Annotated in this window: 18 protein-coding genes; 5 read left to right on the forward strand and 13 right to left on the reverse strand. The window is 70.5% G+C overall.

The window, feature by feature from the left end; translation table 11 throughout:
* The first annotated feature begins 148 nt into the window (after nucleotides 1-148).
* Both O2W15_RS11690 and O2W15_RS11695 read left to right on the forward strand, forming a co-directional pair.
* A complete protein-coding gene (locus O2W15_RS11690; protein ID WP_269164284.1) occupies nucleotides 149-1,108 on the forward strand; it encodes an ABC transporter ATP-binding protein in 960 nt (319 codons plus the stop codon).
* Nucleotides 1,105-2,769: an ABC transporter permease gene (locus O2W15_RS11695; RefSeq protein WP_269179550.1), complete on the forward strand. Its 1,665-nt coding sequence runs from the start codon at nucleotides 1,105-1,107 to the stop codon at nucleotides 2,767-2,769. Before O2W15_RS11690 ends, O2W15_RS11695 begins: the two co-directional genes overlap by 4 nt.
* Nucleotides 2,770-3,123: 354 nt before the next feature.
* Here the strand turns inward: O2W15_RS11695 and O2W15_RS11700 are convergent, their stop codons facing one another.
* From O2W15_RS11700 to O2W15_RS11755, 12 genes are all read right to left on the reverse strand, one after another.
* Nucleotides 3,124-6,456, reverse strand: coding sequence for a LysM peptidoglycan-binding domain-containing protein (locus O2W15_RS11700; RefSeq protein ID WP_269179551.1), 3,333 nt, complete (start codon nucleotides 6,454-6,456; stop codon nucleotides 3,124-3,126).
* On the reverse strand, nucleotides 6,453-6,881 hold the full coding sequence (locus tag O2W15_RS11705) for a hypothetical protein (RefSeq protein WP_269179552.1): 429 nt from the start codon (nucleotides 6,879-6,881) through the stop codon (nucleotides 6,453-6,455). Before O2W15_RS11705 ends, O2W15_RS11700 begins: the two co-directional genes overlap by 4 nt.
* Nucleotides 6,878-7,270, reverse strand: a complete 393-nt coding sequence (locus O2W15_RS11710) for a pilus assembly protein TadE (protein WP_269179553.1) — start codon at nucleotides 7,268-7,270, stop codon at nucleotides 6,878-6,880. The genes O2W15_RS11705 and O2W15_RS11710 overlap by 4 nt, the downstream gene beginning before the upstream one ends.
* A 68-nt stretch (nucleotides 7,271-7,338) precedes the next feature.
* On the reverse strand, nucleotides 7,339-7,755 hold the full coding sequence (locus O2W15_RS11715; RefSeq protein ID WP_269179554.1) for a TadE family protein: 417 nt from the start codon (nucleotides 7,753-7,755) through the stop codon (nucleotides 7,339-7,341).
* Nucleotides 7,756-7,820: 65 nt separating this feature from the next.
* Nucleotides 7,821-8,045 (reverse strand): hypothetical protein, encoded by a 225-nt coding sequence (locus O2W15_RS11720; RefSeq protein WP_269179555.1) that lies wholly within the window; start codon nucleotides 8,043-8,045, stop codon nucleotides 7,821-7,823.
* 26 nt (nucleotides 8,046-8,071) lie between these two features.
* Nucleotides 8,072-8,974 carry a type II secretion system F family protein gene (locus O2W15_RS11725; RefSeq protein WP_269179556.1) on the reverse strand — a complete coding sequence of 301 codons (903 nt, stop codon included), beginning with the start codon at nucleotides 8,972-8,974 and terminating at the stop codon, nucleotides 8,072-8,074.
* Complete coding sequence (locus O2W15_RS11730) at nucleotides 8,971-9,837, reverse strand: type II secretion system F family protein (RefSeq protein WP_269179557.1); 867 nt, start codon at nucleotides 9,835-9,837, stop codon at nucleotides 8,971-8,973. The genes O2W15_RS11725 and O2W15_RS11730 overlap by 4 nt, the downstream gene beginning before the upstream one ends.
* A complete protein-coding gene (locus O2W15_RS11735) occupies nucleotides 9,834-11,267 on the reverse strand; it encodes a CpaF family protein (protein WP_269179558.1) in 1,434 nt (477 codons plus the stop codon). Before O2W15_RS11735 ends, O2W15_RS11730 begins: the two co-directional genes overlap by 4 nt.
* Entirely contained in the window at nucleotides 11,264-12,007 is a 744-nt protein-coding gene (locus tag O2W15_RS11740) for a hypothetical protein (protein ID WP_269179559.1), read from the reverse strand. Before O2W15_RS11740 ends, O2W15_RS11735 begins: the two co-directional genes overlap by 4 nt.
* Nucleotides 12,008-12,050: 43 nt before the next feature.
* A complete protein-coding gene (locus tag O2W15_RS11745) occupies nucleotides 12,051-12,863 on the reverse strand; it encodes an SAF domain-containing protein (protein WP_269179560.1) in 813 nt (270 codons plus the stop codon).
* Nucleotides 12,761-13,705, reverse strand: coding sequence for a hypothetical protein (locus tag O2W15_RS11750; protein WP_269164271.1), 945 nt, complete (start codon nucleotides 13,703-13,705; stop codon nucleotides 12,761-12,763). The genes O2W15_RS11745 and O2W15_RS11750 overlap by 103 nt, the downstream gene beginning before the upstream one ends.
* A 2-nt stretch (nucleotides 13,706-13,707) precedes the next feature.
* Nucleotides 13,708-14,319 (reverse strand): hypothetical protein, encoded by a 612-nt coding sequence (locus O2W15_RS11755; RefSeq protein WP_269179561.1) that lies wholly within the window; start codon nucleotides 14,317-14,319, stop codon nucleotides 13,708-13,710.
* Nucleotides 14,320-14,573: 254 nt separating this feature from the next.
* Here O2W15_RS11755 and O2W15_RS11760 point away from each other — a divergent pair, with 254 nt between their 5' ends.
* From O2W15_RS11760 to O2W15_RS11770, 3 genes are all read left to right on the forward strand, one after another.
* Nucleotides 14,574-15,203, forward strand: a complete 630-nt coding sequence (locus tag O2W15_RS11760; RefSeq protein ID WP_269164269.1) for a peptidase — start codon at nucleotides 14,574-14,576, stop codon at nucleotides 15,201-15,203.
* A 224-nt stretch (nucleotides 15,204-15,427) separates the two neighbouring features.
* Nucleotides 15,428-15,922, forward strand: a complete 495-nt coding sequence (locus tag O2W15_RS11765; protein ID WP_269164268.1) for a hypothetical protein — start codon at nucleotides 15,428-15,430, stop codon at nucleotides 15,920-15,922.
* Between the two features lie 108 nt (nucleotides 15,923-16,030).
* Nucleotides 16,031-16,213 carry a hypothetical protein gene (locus O2W15_RS11770; RefSeq protein WP_269164267.1) on the forward strand — a complete coding sequence of 61 codons (183 nt, stop codon included), beginning with the start codon at nucleotides 16,031-16,033 and terminating at the stop codon, nucleotides 16,211-16,213.
* Between the two features lie 56 nt (nucleotides 16,214-16,269).
* Here the strand turns inward: O2W15_RS11770 and O2W15_RS11775 are convergent, their stop codons facing one another.
* Nucleotides 16,270-17,181 carry an IS5 family transposase gene (locus O2W15_RS11775; protein WP_269164500.1) on the reverse strand — a complete coding sequence of 304 codons (912 nt, stop codon included), beginning with the start codon at nucleotides 17,179-17,181 and terminating at the stop codon, nucleotides 16,270-16,272.
* Nucleotides 17,182-17,271: the final 90 nt, after the last annotated feature.

Consider the following 17,271-nt stretch of genomic DNA (forward strand, 5'->3'; position numbering starts at 1 on the left):
ACGGCGGCAAGCCGAGTGTGGGGGCCGTGCCGGATGGAGCAGTCGTCGTGACCGACCGCCGGGGATGGACGCGGCCGATCTGGCGCCCCGGTGGCCACCGAACGCACCCATGCCTCCCGACCGGAGGCGTAGGCCCCGGGAGATGCCGATGACCGCCGTCGAGGTGGAGCTGCTGCGCAAGGAGTACGGACAGGTGGTGGCGGTGGACGACCTGTCGTTCACCATCGAGGAGGGCGAGGTCTTCGCACTGCTGGGCCCCAACGGCGCAGGGAAGACCACGACCGTCGAGATCCTGGAGGGCCACCGCCGGCGGACCGCCGGGCGGGTCAGCGTCCTGGGGCAGGACCCGCAGACAGGGGGCCGGGAGTTCCGCGAGCGGATCGGGATCGTGCTCCAGGAAGCCGGGTTCGACGAGGACTTCTCCGTCCAGGAGCTGGTCCAGCTGCACCGCGGTCTCTATCCCCGCCGCCTCGGAGTCGACGAGGTGATCGAGCAGGTCGGCCTCTCCGACAAGCGGGACGCTCGCATCAAGACACTGTCAGGGGGGCAGCGCCGGCGGCTGGATCTTGCGCTCGGCCTGGTGGGGGCACCCGAGCTGCTGTTCCTTGATGAGCCCACCACGGGTTTCGACCCGTCCGCTCGTCGTCGCGCCTGGGACCTGGTGGAAGGGCTGCGAACCCTGGGCACGACCGTGGTGCTCACCACCCACTACATGGACGAGGCCGAGCACCTCGCCGACCGGGTGGCGATCGTCGTAGCCGGCCGGCTGGTCGCCCTCGGCACCCCCGCCGAGCTCGCTGCCGGGCAGCAGGCCGCGGTCGTCAGCTTCCGCCTGCCGGCGCAGGTTGCCGTCTCCGACCTGCCACCGCTGGACGGGATCCCGATCGCCGACGGTCTTGCATGGGAGCTGACCACGGCGCGACCTACCGCGGTACTGCACACGTTGACCGGCTGGGCGCTCGAGCGGGGAGTGGAGATGCCGGCGCTGTCGGTGCGCCGCCCCTCCCTGGAGGACGTCTACCTGCGACTGGTGGGGAGACCGACGGCGGACGACGAGTCGGCCACCACCCCTGCGTCGGCGGGCGACACGATTCGCAACGGGCGATGAGCCGTCAAACCGCAGTCACCGGCAGCCGCCCGGCGGAGCGGCCGGGGACCGGCACGCTCCTGCTCGCTCAGCTCCGCTACACGTTGACCGACCTGTGGCGCTCCCGGGTGGTGCTCGTCTTCAGCTTCGCCCTGCCGCTGGTGTGGCTGCTCGTCATCGGCGCTGCCGCGGGCAACGAGGTCCTGGACGAGGCGACCGGCCTCCGCGTCATGCAGTTCGCGACGCCGAGCGCGGTCGCCATGGGTGTGCTCTTCGCGTCCTACCCACCGGTGGCCATCGGGCTGGCCGAAGCGCGCGAACGCGGCATCGTGAAGCGGTTCCGCGGCACTCCGCTGCCACCGTGGCTGTACGTGGCCGGCCGGATCGGCGGTGCGGTGGTGTTCGCATCTGCAGCGACCCTTCTCGCCGTCATGGTCGGAGTCCTCGGCTTCGGCGTCCAGATCATCGGCCGCACGGCACCGGCCACCGTCGTCACCGTCCTGCTCGGCATCGCCTGCTTCGCCGCTCTCGGGCTGGCAGTGGCTGCGCTCTCCCCTACAGCGGTCGCCGCCCAAGCGACCTCGGTCAGCACCGCCGTCGTCCTCGCATTCATCTCCGGCGTGTTCACCATCGGCGGCGAACTGCCCTGGATGGCCACCGTTGGCAGCGTCTTCCCGCTCCGGCCCTTCGCCGAGGCGCTGCAAGACCAGTTCGATCCCTTCTCCCCCGGCGCCGGGTGGGACGCGGCCGGCTCGGCCGTCCTGCTCGTCTGGGGGCTGACCGGTGCCCTGATCGCCGCTCGCTTCCTCGGCCGCGGACCCGGCGCGCGAGGCAGCTCACCCACCCGCCGGTCCCCCGCTCCCACCACGGGCGGGACGATGCCGCACCGGAGCGCGGGTCCCACGGCCGGGCGCCGGCCGGGTGCAGCCCGCATGGTGCTCGGCCAGGCGGTGGCAGCCAACCGGTCCACCTGGCGCGACGGTGGCTCCGTGTTCTTCGCCCTGGCCATGCCCGTCGGGCTCTACGCCCTGTTCGTCACGATGGCCGGCGCCGACACCGTGATCGACGGCGTGCCCTTCCCCACGCTGTTCGCCGCCAGCATGGCGGTCTGGGGCAGCGGGGTCACCGCCTTCCTCAACCTGCCCGAGTCGGTGGCCACGGCCCGGGACCGTGGCGTCCTCAAGCGGCTCCGGGGCACACCACTGACCCCGTGGCAGTACCTCGCCGGCCGCACCACCGCCGCGCTCTGGCTGTCCGTCGTCGTCGCGGCGCTGGTGCTCGCCGTCGGCACGGCCTTCTTCGATGTGCGCGTCCCGACGGACGGCCTGCTCATGGGGCTGCCGGTCCTGGTGATCGGGACCCTCGCCCTGGCTGCGTGCGGCTTCGTGCTGGCGGCACTCCTCCCCGACGCCCGGGCAGTGGGCGCCGTCGGCCTGGTCGTGCTCCTGCCGTTGGCGTTCTTCTCCGAGGTCTTCTTCCTCGACGGGCCGGAGTGGATGCGCAGCGTGGGCGCCCTCTTCCCGCTCCTGCACTTCCAGAACGCGCTGACCCAGGCATGGGACCCGGCCGGCGCCGAGCTCGCCTGGAGCGATCTGGCCGTCCTCGTGCTCTGGGGCGTGGTGGCCGCCGCGGTCGCGGTCCGGTCGTTCCGCTGGCAGCCCCGTTCCGGCGGGCGGCCATGACCGCTACCTCGGGTCACATGCGTCGGCGACTGCATGAGCAGCAGCTCGTAGTCCACCCGGTAGACGCCCGTCTCCGTCGCCCCTAGCGCGCTCGTGGATAGCGATCGCCGCGGACAGCTGGTTTCAGGGAACAGCGGTCCCAGGCAAGGACAGCAGCTCACGGCGGCTGTCCTCGGACCTCGCGGCCGAGTTCACCAGCGGTCCCTCAGCTCGCTCGCCACCGTGATCGATCATGATCTCCCGCCATGAGCTGCGCCGTTCACCGGAACCGCCAAACCTCATCGTGAACGGATGCTGTCCCAGACCGGCAAGACAACGATGATCACCGTTGGCTCTTCGGAGCCAGCTCATTCACTAGTTCTTGTTCCGATCAACCCGCGCGCTTGTTCGTTCACGTCGAAACAGGAGTTCGGCTGTGCGAGGCGGTAGATCTTCCTCTACCTCGGCGTCGTGGTTGCCTAGAATCCGGGCGACGTAGGCGTCGGCCTCAGCTCGGTCGCCTTGGGCGTCGCAGGAAGCGACAAGGTCGAGTAGCGGTACGTCCTCGAAGCTCCCCGCCCGCAATGCAACCTGGGCGGCGTCCGCAGCGAGCCCTGGCTCACCAGCAGCGAGGTGGTGGGTGGCGACGATGTGCGCGACGTCGACGATCATCGCGGCGTACTCGTGATCCGGCCGGGCGTTCTCCTGGACCAACCAGCTGTACCCACCGGCCGCCCCTTGCCGCAGCGGAGGCAGATCGAAGGGCTGGCCAGTGACCAGATCGAGCGCGGCACGCAGGTCGCCGATGCCGTTCGCTCCGCGCGCAACGCCGCGAACGCGCAGCCGACGGAAGAGCTCCGCGTCGATCAGGATGCCGTCGATGCGGTAGCGCCCGGCTGCAGCCGCAGTGAGCCCCGAGGGCAGGTAGTCAGCTCCGGTCTCCGGGTCAGTGCCGAGCCACGCCCGGACGACGGAGATCGACTGCCTCACCTTGGTCTTACCGACGACGTCCGGCTCGTCGGGCCAGATGGCGGTGGCGTACCGCTCACTGGTCGCGCCCCCAGGCCGGGTCGCCAGGTAGGCGACGATCTCCGTGTAGAACTGCCGCCGCGGGTTGCGCTGAGGCAAAGAACCCTGAGCGCGCACCTGAACCGGACCGAGCAGCGTCAGCTTGGGTCGCGGTGAGGACGCGTCGGCCCAGTCAGCCAGGTCCCGATCGAGATCGGGGTCGGCGCTCTCGACCTGATGGCGGACAGCGTCATCCGTCGCGGGAGCCAGCGCTCGCACGTCGTGCTCGGTCGTCGCTCCCGCGTCCAGGTAGTCCTGCTCGGGCAGCGGCAGAACTGAGTCGACGGTCGTGGCCAGTGGACCCACCGGGCGTGCCGCTGGCTCGTTGCCCACGGTGCCGGGTCGCAGGCCGCCGCAGGCGTCGGCCCTCTGATCCCACGCCGCGTCCCCGTGAGCCGGCGGAACGGGACGGTCGTCGGTGACGGCAGCCATTGCCAGCATTTGGGCCAGCGGGGCAGCCTCCTCAGCCGGCAGTTGTTGGGCGCGCAGCTCGAGCCCCAGCGCGGGAATGCGCAGAAGCCCGGTCTCGTCGATCGTCATCTGCCACCGGACGTCGTCCATCCGGTCGCTACCGGAAGCCATGACCACGGCCACCCCGCTGCGCGACGGCTGCCGCTCCAGCGCGGTCAGCAGGTGCGCCAGCGAGGCTCCGCTCTCGGGCGCACCGGGGCCGATGAGCAGCACGTGGGGTGCCCACGAGTCGGCCGAGATGTCGCGCAGCCGCCCGGTAAGCACATCGGTGTCGGCAACGCGCATCGCTTCGGTCACCGACTCCAGCTGGCCGGTCAGTGCCGCGATCGGCTTGTCGACGTCCTCCGTGCACGTGAACCGGTCGGGGTTGATCTTTTCCAATTCCTGGCCGAAACCGACCGCAGTCACCTGCAGCATCTCCGACCAGGTGTTGTGCGCGAGCTCGGCGGCCAGGAACCGGAGGAGGTCCAGGCTGCGGTCGGCGTCGCCGGTCAAGGACATGGCCGCGACTCGTTCGAGGTCGAGCAGCCAGTGCTCCCCCCCGGCAGTGGAGCCCACCGAGGCCAACGTGGGGAACGGTGCGAAGAAGTGCGATCGACGGCGTTCGTCGTAGCTCAGCGGGTCACCTCGCCGGATCGACCAGCGGGTGCCCGCTTCATCCACCGCCCAGGGCTCGGGTGCCCTCGGCGCCGGACCGGTGAGGACGAGAGTCAGGACGTCGTCGGTCATGCAGACCGCGATGACGTCGGGCAGCCTGCCCTCCCCGACCGACGCCAGGTCCTGGACCAGACTGCGCAACGCGTGATCCAGCCAGGTGACGTCCGCGCTGCCCGCTGACCGCAGTGCTCGTTCGACGCGCGTCAGATTGGGTGGCGTGCTCGCGATCAAGCGGCCCGGACGCCGGTGCCGGAACTGCCGTCGTCGGTAGCGCAGCAGGGCCATGAGCGACACCCCGGCCAGCAACACCCCGCCGCCGGTGAACGCGACGGCCGGGGCTTGCGACGAGGCCTCGGCCGGAGCCTCGACTCGGGTCGGTGACGGATCAACGCGAGGTGCGGTCGGCTCAGACCACTGCCGACCCGCCGTGCCCGGCGCCGCCGGACCAGCCGGTCCCGCCGGCGACGGAGACGGCTCGGGCGACGGCGACGGCGACGGCGACGGCGACGGCTCGGGCGACGGTGCCGGCTCGGGCGACGGTGCCGGCTCGGGCGAGGTCCATTGAGGCGTCGGGGTCTCGGTTGGTGCCTCTCCCTCCACGACCGGGACAGTCAGCGTCCATCCCGGTCGAATCAGGTCCGGGTCGCTGAAGACCGCTCCCCCGGGTTCCGTCCTCCCCCGGTTCATCTCCCAGGCCGTCCGCCAGTTCTGCCCGTCGCCGGTGAACTCCTCCGCGATTCCCCAGAGGGTGTCCCCTCGCTCGACCGTCACTTCTTCGGTCGCAGGCGGTGCAGGATCTCCCGCTCCGCTTCCAGCAGGTGTCAGCCCGATCGCAGCTGACGGCAGCACGAGCACCGTGCCCGGTGCGATCTCGTTGTCCGGGCCGACGCCGGCCGGGTTCAGCTGGACGATCTCGGGAAAGCGCAATGGGTCTCCGAGGTAGCGCTCGGCCAGCGCCCAGAGCGTGTCTCGTCGTCGCACCTCGTAGGTCTTCGGCGAAGCAGGCGCCGGCTGGGGGTGCGCTGACGTGTCGGACGCCGTCTGGATCACCGGCACGCCGACGTCCGGCTCCACTGGTGCAGGAAGCGCGTTGACGGCGACCGCGACCGGTAGCGGAGGTCGGGTGGCCGCGGTCCCGGAGGCGGACGCCCCGATGGCCGGGGCGACCGTCAGCCCGACCGCTACTGCAGCGAGCAGGGCGGCCACGGGCTGCTGGAATATGCGCAGCCCGGGCAGTGCCATCGCGGGTCTCGCCAGGGCGATTCCCACGACTTCCGCGACCGTCGAAACGGTGAACAGGGCCCAGCACACCCACGCCCCAGCAGCGAGGACGACCTGCACCAACTGACCGTCGTCCCGCGCCGTCAGCACGGCGCCCACCTCGTCGACCGACGGCAGACCACGCGGCACCAGGTCCAACGCTGTGAGCAGGACCGGTACGCCGAGGACAACGGCAACGAGCACCGCAAGGGCACCGACGGCTCTGAGCAGCCGGACGACGTGGAAGCTCACGACACCCCCTCCCCCTGGGTGACCCCGACCCGCAGTTGAGCGGTGTGCGTCCGGGTCTGGCTGACCGGGATCCCGAGCAAGGGGGTGGACGCGGTGACGGTGACGCTGACTTCGATGAGTCCCGGCCCGAGCACGCTGACCATTCCGGTGGCTCCTGCTTGCTCCAAGTAGGAGTTGGCGGCCCTCGTCGCCAACTGGACGTCGGTGGCTCCACCGGTGGGAACGGGGCCGACCGCGATGCCGGCTGCCCGCGCAGCCTCGGCCGAGTAGGTGTCGGCACGGTTGGCGGCCTGGATGGCGGTGCCGGCGTCGACGAGGGCGGTCACCAGGATGCCGGCGATGAGCACGATGAAGCAGAACAGCACGGCGACCGATCCGCGGTCGTCCTCGCTGAGCGGTGCGCGGCGGCACCGCCGCCCGTTCACGACAGATCCCGAGCGGGGTCGAGGGGACTGGTGGCAGTGTCACGCAGAGTCCGCGAGCCCGGGAACCCGGGAGCGCCGACGTCGGACAGGTCCACGGTGCACGACACGGCCACGGTGACCGATGCGGCAGCGCCTGGAGCGCTCCTAAAACCGGCGGTGTCGACCGTCACCTGGACGTCGGCGCAGTGCAGATCACGACTGGACAGTGCCTCCGTGGCGCTCGCGGTGGCGAGTTGCTGGGCGGCAGCGCTGGAGCGGGCCAGCGACGCCTCCCGGGCGGCCATCCCGGCAACACCGCTGATGCGGTCCCCGGCCAGCGCGATCCGGGCTCCGACCACCAGCATGGCCAGGACCAGGATCGCGACCGGCAGCAGGATGGCCAGTTCCACCGATTCGGAACCGCGGTCGTCGCGCGTCCGCTGACCGAGCCGGCAGCGGGGCGGCGGAGTGCTGCGGCTCATGGCGAATCCGGCGTGGTGAAGCGTTCCTTGCCACGCACCACCGTGACGTCGACGGTCGGACTGAAGCCGGGAAGCGGGATCACGTTGGGGACCTCCGCGACGATGTGCACCGAGACGGAGGTGGCTGTGGCCTCTTCGCTGACCGAGTAGCGAGTGATGGTCCCGGTGCCGAGCCGGGCCAGGTACGTGTCCGCCGCCTGCTGCCCCGCTCCCCCGGTCGCCTCACTGACGCTGGCGGCCCGCGCTCCGGCCTGGGCTGCAGCTTCGGCGGCCTCGCGGGCGAAGTACCACATGCTCAGCTGCGGGCCGGCGAGCAGCAGCGCGACGATGATGGGAAACAAGATCGCGAATTCGACGCTGGACGAACCGCGCTCGCCGTCGTCGCAGGACCCGGCTGCGTCTGGGCGCGTCACCAGACCAGACGACGGCGCAGCCGCCCGGTTGTGGACGCGTGGCACAGACATGACGCGCTGGGCCCCTACTGGAAGAGAGCCGTCTTGCTGGCCACGAATGCCACCGCTGCCGCGGTGACCGCACCGCCCAGCGCGATGGCCAGGATCACCATGAAGGCCTTCTCCGAGGAGTCCGACCCCCGGTCGTCAGCGACGTGGTCGGCGCGCAGCCAGCCGAGGAGGAGGGCGGCCGCGGCGTGCAGCGCCCCGACGATCTGGGATCGGCGGTCGCCGATCGTGGTCTGGGACATGGAGGGCCTCCGGGTGTGCGGTGTGCTCATGGAGTGACGGCGAACATGCGGAGCAGGAAGGGAACGAGGACGAACAGGGTCAGCCCGGTGACCAGCAGTGCCAGCGGGCGAGACATCCGCTCACTGATCTCGTTCGCCTCGCTTCGGGCGTCGGACAGCTCGGTGTGCCGCAGGGTCCGGGCGGTGGCCAGCAGGGTGTTGTAGACCGATGCACCGTCGGCTGCCACGGCTGCGATGTCGGCGAGACTGCGCAGCTCGGCCACGTCGAGTTCGTCGCCGAGGTCGCTTAGGTCGGTCCATGGCTTGCGACCGGACAGCGCGGCGCGCCTGATCGCGCGGTGCATGCGGCGGAAGGGCACACTGCCGGACACCTCGGCGGCCTCTTCCAGGGCCTGCTCCACGGACCCCCTCGCCCGACGCTCACCCGCCACCAGGGTGAGGAAGGACTCGAGGTTGCTGCGGAACTCGGCCCGCGCATGCCTGGCTTCCTCCCGGGTCTCGGCGGACGGCAGCAGCCAACCGACAGCGGCGAGAGCAAGTCCGAAGGCGCTGGGGAACACGAACGGCACGGGAGCGTCGATGAGCACCAGCGCCAGCCCGAACAGTGCAGGGGTCATCAGCCCTGCGAAGGCAAGCGTTAGCTTGCGGACGGCGAGCTGGGTGCGGGTCCGTCCGAGGATGTTCAGGTCGGTGTCGGGAACGCCGAGGTGCTCCTCGACGGCACGGATTACCGAGCGCGGCAGGTGATCCCACCAGTCGCCTGCCCGGGTCGGCGGTGCTGCTGGTGTGGCTCGCACGGCCGGGCCGGCCGAGAGCTGGTCGAGCGCCGCGGACAGTGCTGGGGGCGCCGGACGCAACGCCCGAGCTCCGAGGACCAGGCCGAGCGCCACGAGCATGCCGGCGAGCGTGGCCGCCTGGAGCCCCGTCACCGGTCCACCGTCACCAGGTCGGGATCGACGAGCACTCGCGGACGCGTCGGCGGGTCGGACAAGCGCCGCATCCATCGCAACGCCGTCCCGAAGACGACGACGTCCAGCAGCAGGGCCACCTGCCCGAGGACGGTGGAGTAGCCCGACAGGAACGTCCGAGCGAACAACGTCATCCCGACCACCAAGATCAGTGTGGTCACCACGATCGTGCGCATGTTGGCCCGAGGCTTGGCCCGTTCAGCCTCCACCTCACGCACCATTCGGGAGCGCTCGTCCAGGTCTGTGGCCAGCGCAGTGAGCACCTCGGCGAGTCCGGGACCGCCGTTGCGCTCGCGCAGGATGAGCACCATGGCGATCTTGTCGGCGGCAGGATCGCCGACCTCGCGCGCGAACTGCCGGAGCGCCGATTCGACACCCTGCGGGCCCATCCGGGTCACCAGGTTGCTGACTGCCGGGGCGATCGCGGCCGGCGCGGAGGTCAGCGAGCGGCGCAGCGCCTCCCGGGTCGAGCCGGCCGCGCCGGAGCTGATCAGGTCGGCCAGCCGCCGCGTCCAGTCCGCCAGCGCGTCTGACGTGACGATCAGCTGCTTGGACGCCTTGCCTCCGCCGAGCACCTTCGGGATGAACACCACGCCACCGACCGCAGCGAGGGCAGCCACCGGCCAACCGGTTATCAGCAGGACCAGCACTCCGGCCGCCAACGCGCCGACGTGCAGCGGGGTGACCTGCCGCCGGTGGGGCACGCGCGCCGACGCTGTTCCAGCGGGAAGGAGGCTGACGCCTCGCACCGTCGCGACGAAGGCGACGACGCCGCCGGCGACGAGCACTCCGGCGAGGGTCAGCAGCAGGGAGCCAGCCGTCACGACGCAGCTTCCAGCGGGTATGGATCAGCCGGCCAGTCCGAGGCACCGGGATGCAGCCAGTTCGAGTCGAAGCCCACCGCGTTCAGCTTCTCGGCCAAGGGCTCGCTCAGCATCCCCGGCCCGGTGGCCTGCGCCCGGCCATCGCCAGCTCGGGGAGCGAAAACGGGCCTGAGGTCCGGGCGGCCGGAGTCGCCGATCGCCCCGAGCTCGTAGATGCCGGACACGAACCGCGCGTAGCTGCGGTCACGCTGCACGTGGACGACGAGTCCGAGGGCAGCGAGCGAGCGCAGCACCAGTTCCGTCGAGGGCGTGGGGTGTGCCTTCAGCGCGTTGATGAGCACCTTGTCGAAGACCCCCTCGGCCGAGGGCGAGTGGATGGTGCACATCACCGAGGCGATGCCGCTGGTCGCGGCCTCCAGCAGAGAGGTGACGTAGGCCCCGCGGACCTCACCGACCAGCACCCAGGTCGGCGAGGCCCGCAGTGCGAGGTGGAGCGCATCACCCATGTCGAAGCCACCGCGCCCCTCGGCGTTGGGCAGCCGGGACTCGAACGGCCGGCACACCGCGTGCCGCTTGACCAGTTGCTGCTGGACCGGATCCCACCGCGGCAGGTGCAGGCCGAGCTCACGCTCGTCCTCCACGGTGATGACGACGTTGTTCCAGGGGATGGCGTTGCCCAGGGCCCGCAACAGGGTGGTCTTCCCGACGCCCGGCGCTCCGGTGACGAGTGGGGAGACACCCGCCTCGACCGCGGCCTGCAGGAAGGCGCGGACCGGGGAATCGACCATGTTCATCCGGTGCAGGTCGTCCAGGCTCGGATCGCCGAACCGGTGCACGCGGATCACCCCGGCCGGCCGGGGCAGCACATCCATCGCCGCCTGGAGCCGGGCCCCCAGCTCCGTGACGCCCTGCAGCCGCACGTTGAGGATGGGGCTGGCTGAGGAGAACTCCCGGCTGGTCTGCCCGCCGTCCGAGCGTGACCCGATCGACCGCAGCAACTGCTCGAGCTCTTCGTCAGTGGACGCGATCGGGGGTCCGGCCACCAGCTGTCCGTCCACCGTGCGCAACACCGTGGGGTCGCAGCCCTCGAAGTGGATGTCCTCCACGTCGTGGCGCGCGAGCAGCGGAGCCAGCCGTCCCAACCCGTCGAGCTCGGCCAGGACGGCGGCGAAGATCGTGTCCTCGGTCGTCACGGCCGGAGCCGCCCGACCACGGTGCGCTTCGTGAAGCAGCCACTGCTCGTACTCGTCGCCGATCAGCTTTCTGGTCAGCTCCCGCCGCGGACCAGGCGCGTAGTTCCTGTCCTCCACCGTCAGCCGCGTCGACACCCGGTCGCGGAGCTCGGCCACGATGCGGTACTCGGCGTCGGTGAGCTGGGCGCCTTGTGCCGTTCGGATCGTCAACCGCGCGGCCCCCGGGATGGGGGTCATCCAGCCACCGCCGCGACATCGGACGACGCCTCGGCGGAGGCGGCCAGCTTGCTGGCCAGGGACGTCGCAGCTCGCATCAACGAGGACCGCCGCATCGACTTCACGCTCATCCGGCCCCTGTCGGAGAGGACCGTTGCTGCGGCCCGGTCCTCCGGGAGCACGCCGACCAGCGGCAGCTCCAGTGCCTCGGCCACCTCACCCGCGGAGTAGGGACCGTCCCCGACAACCAACGCAGTCACGGTCGTCAGGTCGCCGAGTTCCCGGCGTAGCCGCCGGACGGCGTCCTGTGCGGCGTGCACCGATCGCACGCTGGGCCGCACCGTCAACAGCACCTGGTCTGCAGCGCGCAGCACCGGCCAGCAACCCCGGTCGCTGACCAGTCGTCCGGCGTCCACCAGGGCGTCCCTCCCGAGGGAGGCCCTGGATCGCTGCAAGGCGCGCGCGAGCCGCTCCCAGGCATCGAGGGTGAACGAGCTGCCCTGCATGGCGGTCGCGAAGCCAGGAACCAGCGTCGTCTGCGGTTGCTCCGGCACCTGGATCCCGTGCTCGGCGAGCAGCGCGGCTGCTCCTGCCACCGGTAGGTCATGGCGGGCGGCGGTTGACCAGGACAGCAAGCCGTGGTCGATGCCGACCCGGCCGGCGAGCATGCCCGGCACCATGTCCCCACCGACCGCATCACAGTCGGCGACCAGCAGCGGCCCCGGCCAGGACAGCGCCAGTGCCCAGGTGGCTGTGGTCACGCCCGGTGCCGCCTTGCCCGAAGCCAGAACGGTGAGCATCGGATCAGCCACCACCCGGCAGCAGGATCAGCGCCAGGTTCCCCGTGGAGGCGAGCTGGGCCACCGTCGGCCCGTCGTCCTCGCGGAGCCGAACGTCGACCACCGTCACCTGCGTGGTCGGGTTCACCGGCCCCACCTCGGCGACGGTGGCCTCGATGAGTTTCTGAACAGCACCCCCACCCGCACCGACCGCACCAGCGCTGCCCGGCGTCGGGACGACCAGGACCCGCTGGCCCGCGGTCAGCCCACGCGCCGGGAACTGGCCCTCCTTCATCGGCAGGGCCACCAACATCTCACCGGCCGCCAGCCCACTGTCGACGCCGACCTGACTGTGGGTCAGCAGTCCCCCGCGGACGAGCGGGACCTGCGCCACCATCCCGATCACCTGGGACTGCTCCGCCGCTGAGATCGGCGACAGGCGCGGGTCAGACGTGACGCTCGCGACCGCCAAGTCGTCAGCTGTGATCGTCGATCCCACCTGCACGTCCCGGGCCACCGCCAGCACTTCAGTGCGGGCAGTCAGCATCTGGCCGGCGGCGAAGGCGACGAGCCCGCCGAGGAGCACGACCAGCACGCTGAGGACCAGCGACTTGCGGCTGACGCGTGGTCGCGCCGCGGCGCTCCGCAGTGATGGCGCCGGCGATGGCGGCGCCACGGTTGGTGCCGGAGCTGGGTGGCTCGCGACATGCTTCGCCGCCGTCTCGGCCCTGGCCGTCATCCGGTCACCACCGCTTGCGCCTCCGCCACGGCGAACGTTGCGTTCGACGACGTCGTGAGCTGGGGCAACGTGCCGCTGAGCCCTGTCGACGACGTCCACGCGACGGACCACTGGATGCCGTACGTTGCCGTGATCTGTCGGTCGGGCTGGTGGATCGACGAGTGCGGATACCGGTAGTGGCAGCCCGCCGGAGACGGCGACCAGACGCCGTCCGTGGGCTGCCAGACCACTCCCGGACCCGAGCAGGAAACACCGTCCGCCCCATCGCCGGGTGTGAAGGACAGGGCTGTCGGAGTGACCACCACCTGGGACCACATGCCGCCCGCATCCGCGCGGGCGGTCAGCGGCTGGAACGACGCTGGGTCGGTCCAGAACCACGTGTAGGCATTGACCACCGTGAACGACTGGCCGTTCTGCAGCAGCCCCGCCGGGTACCGCCCGGTCGTCGGCGCGGGGATCGTCAAGGTGTCCAACGCCTGTTCGGCCAGCACGGCTGGATCGACGGCTGCAGGCCCGGCCGGTGGGGTCGCGGACCAAAACGAGAAACCATTCGTGCCGGGGAACGAGCGACCATCCGTGTAGTAGCTGCACAAGTAGACGGCGCCGTCGGTGCGCCCACCCCAGACGGCTGCGTCCTTCGGGGGCTGCTCCGCTGCCTCTTGGGCGTAGCACTGCATGGTCTGCACCCACCATCCGTCAGCGGTCTGGCAGGGAATGGCGGTGGCAGCGGCGAGGGCGACCGTGCAGCTCGGCTCGACGGCTTCGTCACGATCACTGGCCGGGGCTGCAGCGACCGGCAGGGTCGACGGGTCCGCAGGTGCCCCGTCCGAGCTGGCCTCGACGACGCAGATGCCGTGCGAGTTGTACTGCTGGCAGGAGACCCCGTCTGTTCCGGCAGCTGCTGGGGGCGCACACCAGACGCCGACGCCGGCCAGCAGCACGGCTATCCGTCGCACGTCGACGCCAGCGCGTTAGGGGCTCTGCTGATGCGCCACGAGGAGGCGTCCGGGTAGTCGATGTTGACCACGGTCAGCTGCTGAACGAGGTACTTCGGTCGGTCTGGTGCGATCACCGACGATCCGGTCCCGTCGGTCGCCTGGACCTGGCTGACGTCCACGCACGCGGTGACGGCGACGCTGGGGAACACCGGTGAGGGAACAGCGGCCGGCTCGTTCGTCAGGTCGATCTCGCTGACGGATGCCGTGACCAGCTGTGATCGTCCGGTTTGTCGGTAGCCCTGGGCACGGAACTGCCCGATGGCCGTGGCCTCGGCCGTTGCTTCCGGTGCCACCGAGACCTCGTAGAGCTCGTCGAGGGACCGCGACGGATCGAGATACAGGTCGTCGATGGTCTGGAGGTAGCGCGGGATCAGGGCGAGTGCCTGAGCTTCCGCGTCCTGACTTGGGTCAGCGGTGGCCTCGGACGCGGTCGACGACGTCTGGCTCGCCGTTGAGGTCTGCTGCGTGGAAGGGACGGTGCGGGAGGACGAGCAGCTCAAAACCGACAGCACAGCGATGAGGGCAGTGCCAAGAGCAACGAGGCGCGTCAAAGCCATGCTGTGTCCCCTCTCTTGCCCACCGTCCGAGTGGCGAGATTGCCTCGCTTGTTGCCCAGCGCAACAGGGCAGGCACCGTTTCACCCGGTTGGGTGACAGGCATCGGCTGATCTCTCGCTTCGTCCACGTGAGCGGGTGTATCGCAGGGGCAGCCTCAGCGGCGACCTCGACAGCCGGCGCAGCTCGTCGACCCGCGGATGGCAGAGGCGGGTCAACTTGGCCTCATCAGGTGGTCCGTGAGGAAGGGAGGCCGGATGAGCGGTGAGTGGTCGATCGCAGCGACGCTCACCGGTGCCTCGCTCAGCCCCCTGCTGACCAGGTGGGGGCTGAGCCAACTGGCCCGGCAAGACCGAGCCACCTGGGCCCTGTGGCTGGCCAGCAGCCTTGGCGGTGGGGTAGCGGGAGCAGCGGCTGTCGCGACATGGCATCGAACGAATTCCTGGCAACTGGCGCCGATCCTGCTGATCTGGGGATGCGCCTTGGTCGCGGCAGCCTCATGCGATGCGGTGACTCAGCGCATCCCCACTCCGCTGGTCCGGCAGGCCGGCGTGGCCACGTGCCTGCTGCTGATCGTCGGCCTCGCCGTGCGCGGCGACTGGGGCGGCCTACTGCTCAGCGGCGTCAGCACGATCGCTGCCGGGTTCACCATGCTGCTGTGCTGGCGGTTCGCGGGTGCGGGCTACGGCGACGTCCGGCTGGCAGTGCTGGGCGGCCTGGGTCTGGGACACGCGAACAGCGGTGGCCTGCTGCTGGGCCTTGCCGTGTTCGCTGGAGTGACATGTGCGCAGGTCGGGATCGCGCTGGCCCGCGGAGGCAACCGAGAGACCACGATCCCCTATGGGCCGGCCCTGGCAGCCGGCTTCCTCCTGGCGGCCACGCTGTGATAGCCGTCCGCCGGGGCTGATCCGGCAACTAGACGGCCTGGCAGCACTCCGGGGAATCCGACTGCCTGCTCCGGCGGCGATCGGACTTCCGGCCCCAACTGCGTGACCGTTGCCCGGCGAGCCCGGACGCACAGGTAGCCTGCCCGCACTCTCGGCACCTTCCCTTCGGGGTCCGATCGGACTTAGGCTGCGCCCGTTGCCGGGACGAGCCCAGAGGAATCGCCTTGACCGACCATCCGATGGGCCCGTTTCGAACCGATGCCTGCGCCAAGTGGCAGGAGATCTGGCACCGGATTGCGGCCAACCCGGACTCCAACTTGACGGATGCCCGGATTCAACGAGCCCTGCGCGCTCAGCGCGTGGCCGACGCCAGTTCGCCCCCAGCCGGCCCCGGCATCACGGCGACGGCGACCGCACAACCCGGTCCTGCAGCCATGCCCGAGCCGACTCTTCCCAAACCGCCGAGGCCTGAGTCGACCTGGCTCCGCAGGCGCCCCAACTACGGCATGATGGTCGAGGACACCGTGGAGTGGGGCAAGGACCATCCGCTGACCTCGCTCGTGGTCATCCTGATGGTGGGGCTGGTCATCGTCGCTCAACTCCCCGAGGAGCAGGGGAATGAGATCGGACTGCCGCTGATCTTCATGGTCAGCGGGCTGTTCTGGGTCATCACCACGATGCGCAGAGCCCGCTACCGGCGCGACACTCACTTGCGCTGACCGCACGCCGGGCGAGTGCGCCTGCGTCGCCCGGGTCACCGAGCGGGCTGACCTGACTGGAAACAGAAACTGCCACTGACCGCCGCGACCGACGACCGGGTCACAAGAATGGCTCAGCAGGCCGAACAGGCCAAGAACATCGCGGCGACGGCCAACAGCGGCGGCGGGATGATCGTCTACGGCATGGCCGAGGCGCGGTGGAAGGGACGTCGGCCGCTGACCACATCGTTCCGGTCGGACCGGTCGACGAGCGGACGGTTCGCGTCATCCGCCAGGTCGCGGGCAACCTGATCTATCCCCCGGTCACCGGCATCGACTTGTATCCGATCGCCCCTAGGGCATGTCTCTCAGGTGCGGGTCCAGGCGAGGACGGCGGCCAGGACCACCGCGCCTCGGTAGATGAGTGCGTGCCTGTCGTAGCGCGTGGCCAGTCCGCGCCATTGCTTGAGCAGGGCGAAGGAGCCTTCGACGACGTTGCTCTTCTTGTAGAGCTCGCGGTCGTAGCTGACCGGCCGGCCGCCTCTGCTGCCGCGGCGGGCACGGTGGCCCTGCTGGTCGCGGGGTTCGGGGATGACCGCGGTGATCCCACGGGATCGCAGGTGGGCTCGGATTGCCTTGGCGGAGTAGGCCCGATCGCCCAGCACCGCGGTCGGGCGGGTGCGGAGCCGGCCCGGTCCAGGACGTGCCACCGGGATGCCGGCCAGCAGCGGCAGGCAGGCCGGTGCGTCACCGGCCTGACCGGCGCCGATCAGGATCGAGAGTGGGCGTCCGCGGCCGTCGACGGCGTGGTGGACCTCGGTCGACAGGCCGCCCCGGGAGCGGCCGATGCCGTGATCAGGCGGCTCGACCAACGCCTTGTTGCCGCGGCCGAGAATCTGATTGATGTCGTTCGCCGCTGCCCCGTGGGGATCTCGGCTAGCGGCAGGTTTGGTGATGTGCTGGTGCGCGCGGTTGACCGTGGAGTACACGCTGACCGCCCAGTCGACGTCACCGGCGGCATCAGCAGCGGCGATGACCGCGGCCAGCACCTTGTCCCCCGTGCCATCCCGGGAGAACCGGGCGCGCCGCTTCCACACCGTCTGCCACGGCCCGAACCGCTCCGGCAGATCCCGCCAAGCCAGACCGCACCGATACCGGTGCACGATGCCCTCCACCACCTGCCTGTGATCCCGGTAAGGCCGCGACCGCCCCGTCACGTGCGGCATCAACGGCTCGATCACCGCCCACTGCCCATCACTCAGCTCAGCACGAGTGCCCAGCCGTTCAAGATCCCGCACCGGACCCCGCAAACTTGGGAGACTCGCCCTAGCCCCCGTTACCTGGGCCCCGTGCAGAAGCTGGCCCGGACC

This window comes from Modestobacter sp. VKM Ac-2979 (genome assembly GCF_026967995.1).
GTDB lineage: Bacteria > Actinomycetota > Actinomycetes > Mycobacteriales > Geodermatophilaceae > Modestobacter.

Bases quoted from the DNA above. Each gene is read 5' to 3' on its own strand.
- O2W15_RS11720 (WP_269179555.1), bottom strand. From the start codon at position 8,045: ATGTCCCAGACCACGATCGGCGACCGCCGATCCCAGATCGTCGGGGCG.
- O2W15_RS11755 (WP_269179561.1), bottom strand. From the start codon at position 14,319: ATGGCTTTGACGCGCCTCGTTGCTCTTGGCACTGCCCTCATCGCTGTG.
- O2W15_RS11760 (WP_269164269.1), top strand. From the start codon at position 14,574: ATGAGCGGTGAGTGGTCGATCGCAGCGACGCTCACCGGTGCCTCGCTC.
- O2W15_RS11690 (WP_269164284.1), top strand. From the start codon at position 149: ATGACCGCCGTCGAGGTGGAGCTGCTGCGCAAGGAGTACGGACAGGTG.
- O2W15_RS11770 (WP_269164267.1), top strand. From the start codon at position 16,031: ATGGCTCAGCAGGCCGAACAGGCCAAGAACATCGCGGCGACGGCCAAC.
- O2W15_RS11695 (WP_269179550.1), top strand. From the start codon at position 1,105: ATGAGCCGTCAAACCGCAGTCACCGGCAGCCGCCCGGCGGAGCGGCCG.
- O2W15_RS11735 (WP_269179558.1), bottom strand. From the start codon at position 11,267: ATGACCCCCATCCCGGGGGCCGCGCGGTTGACGATCCGAACGGCACAA.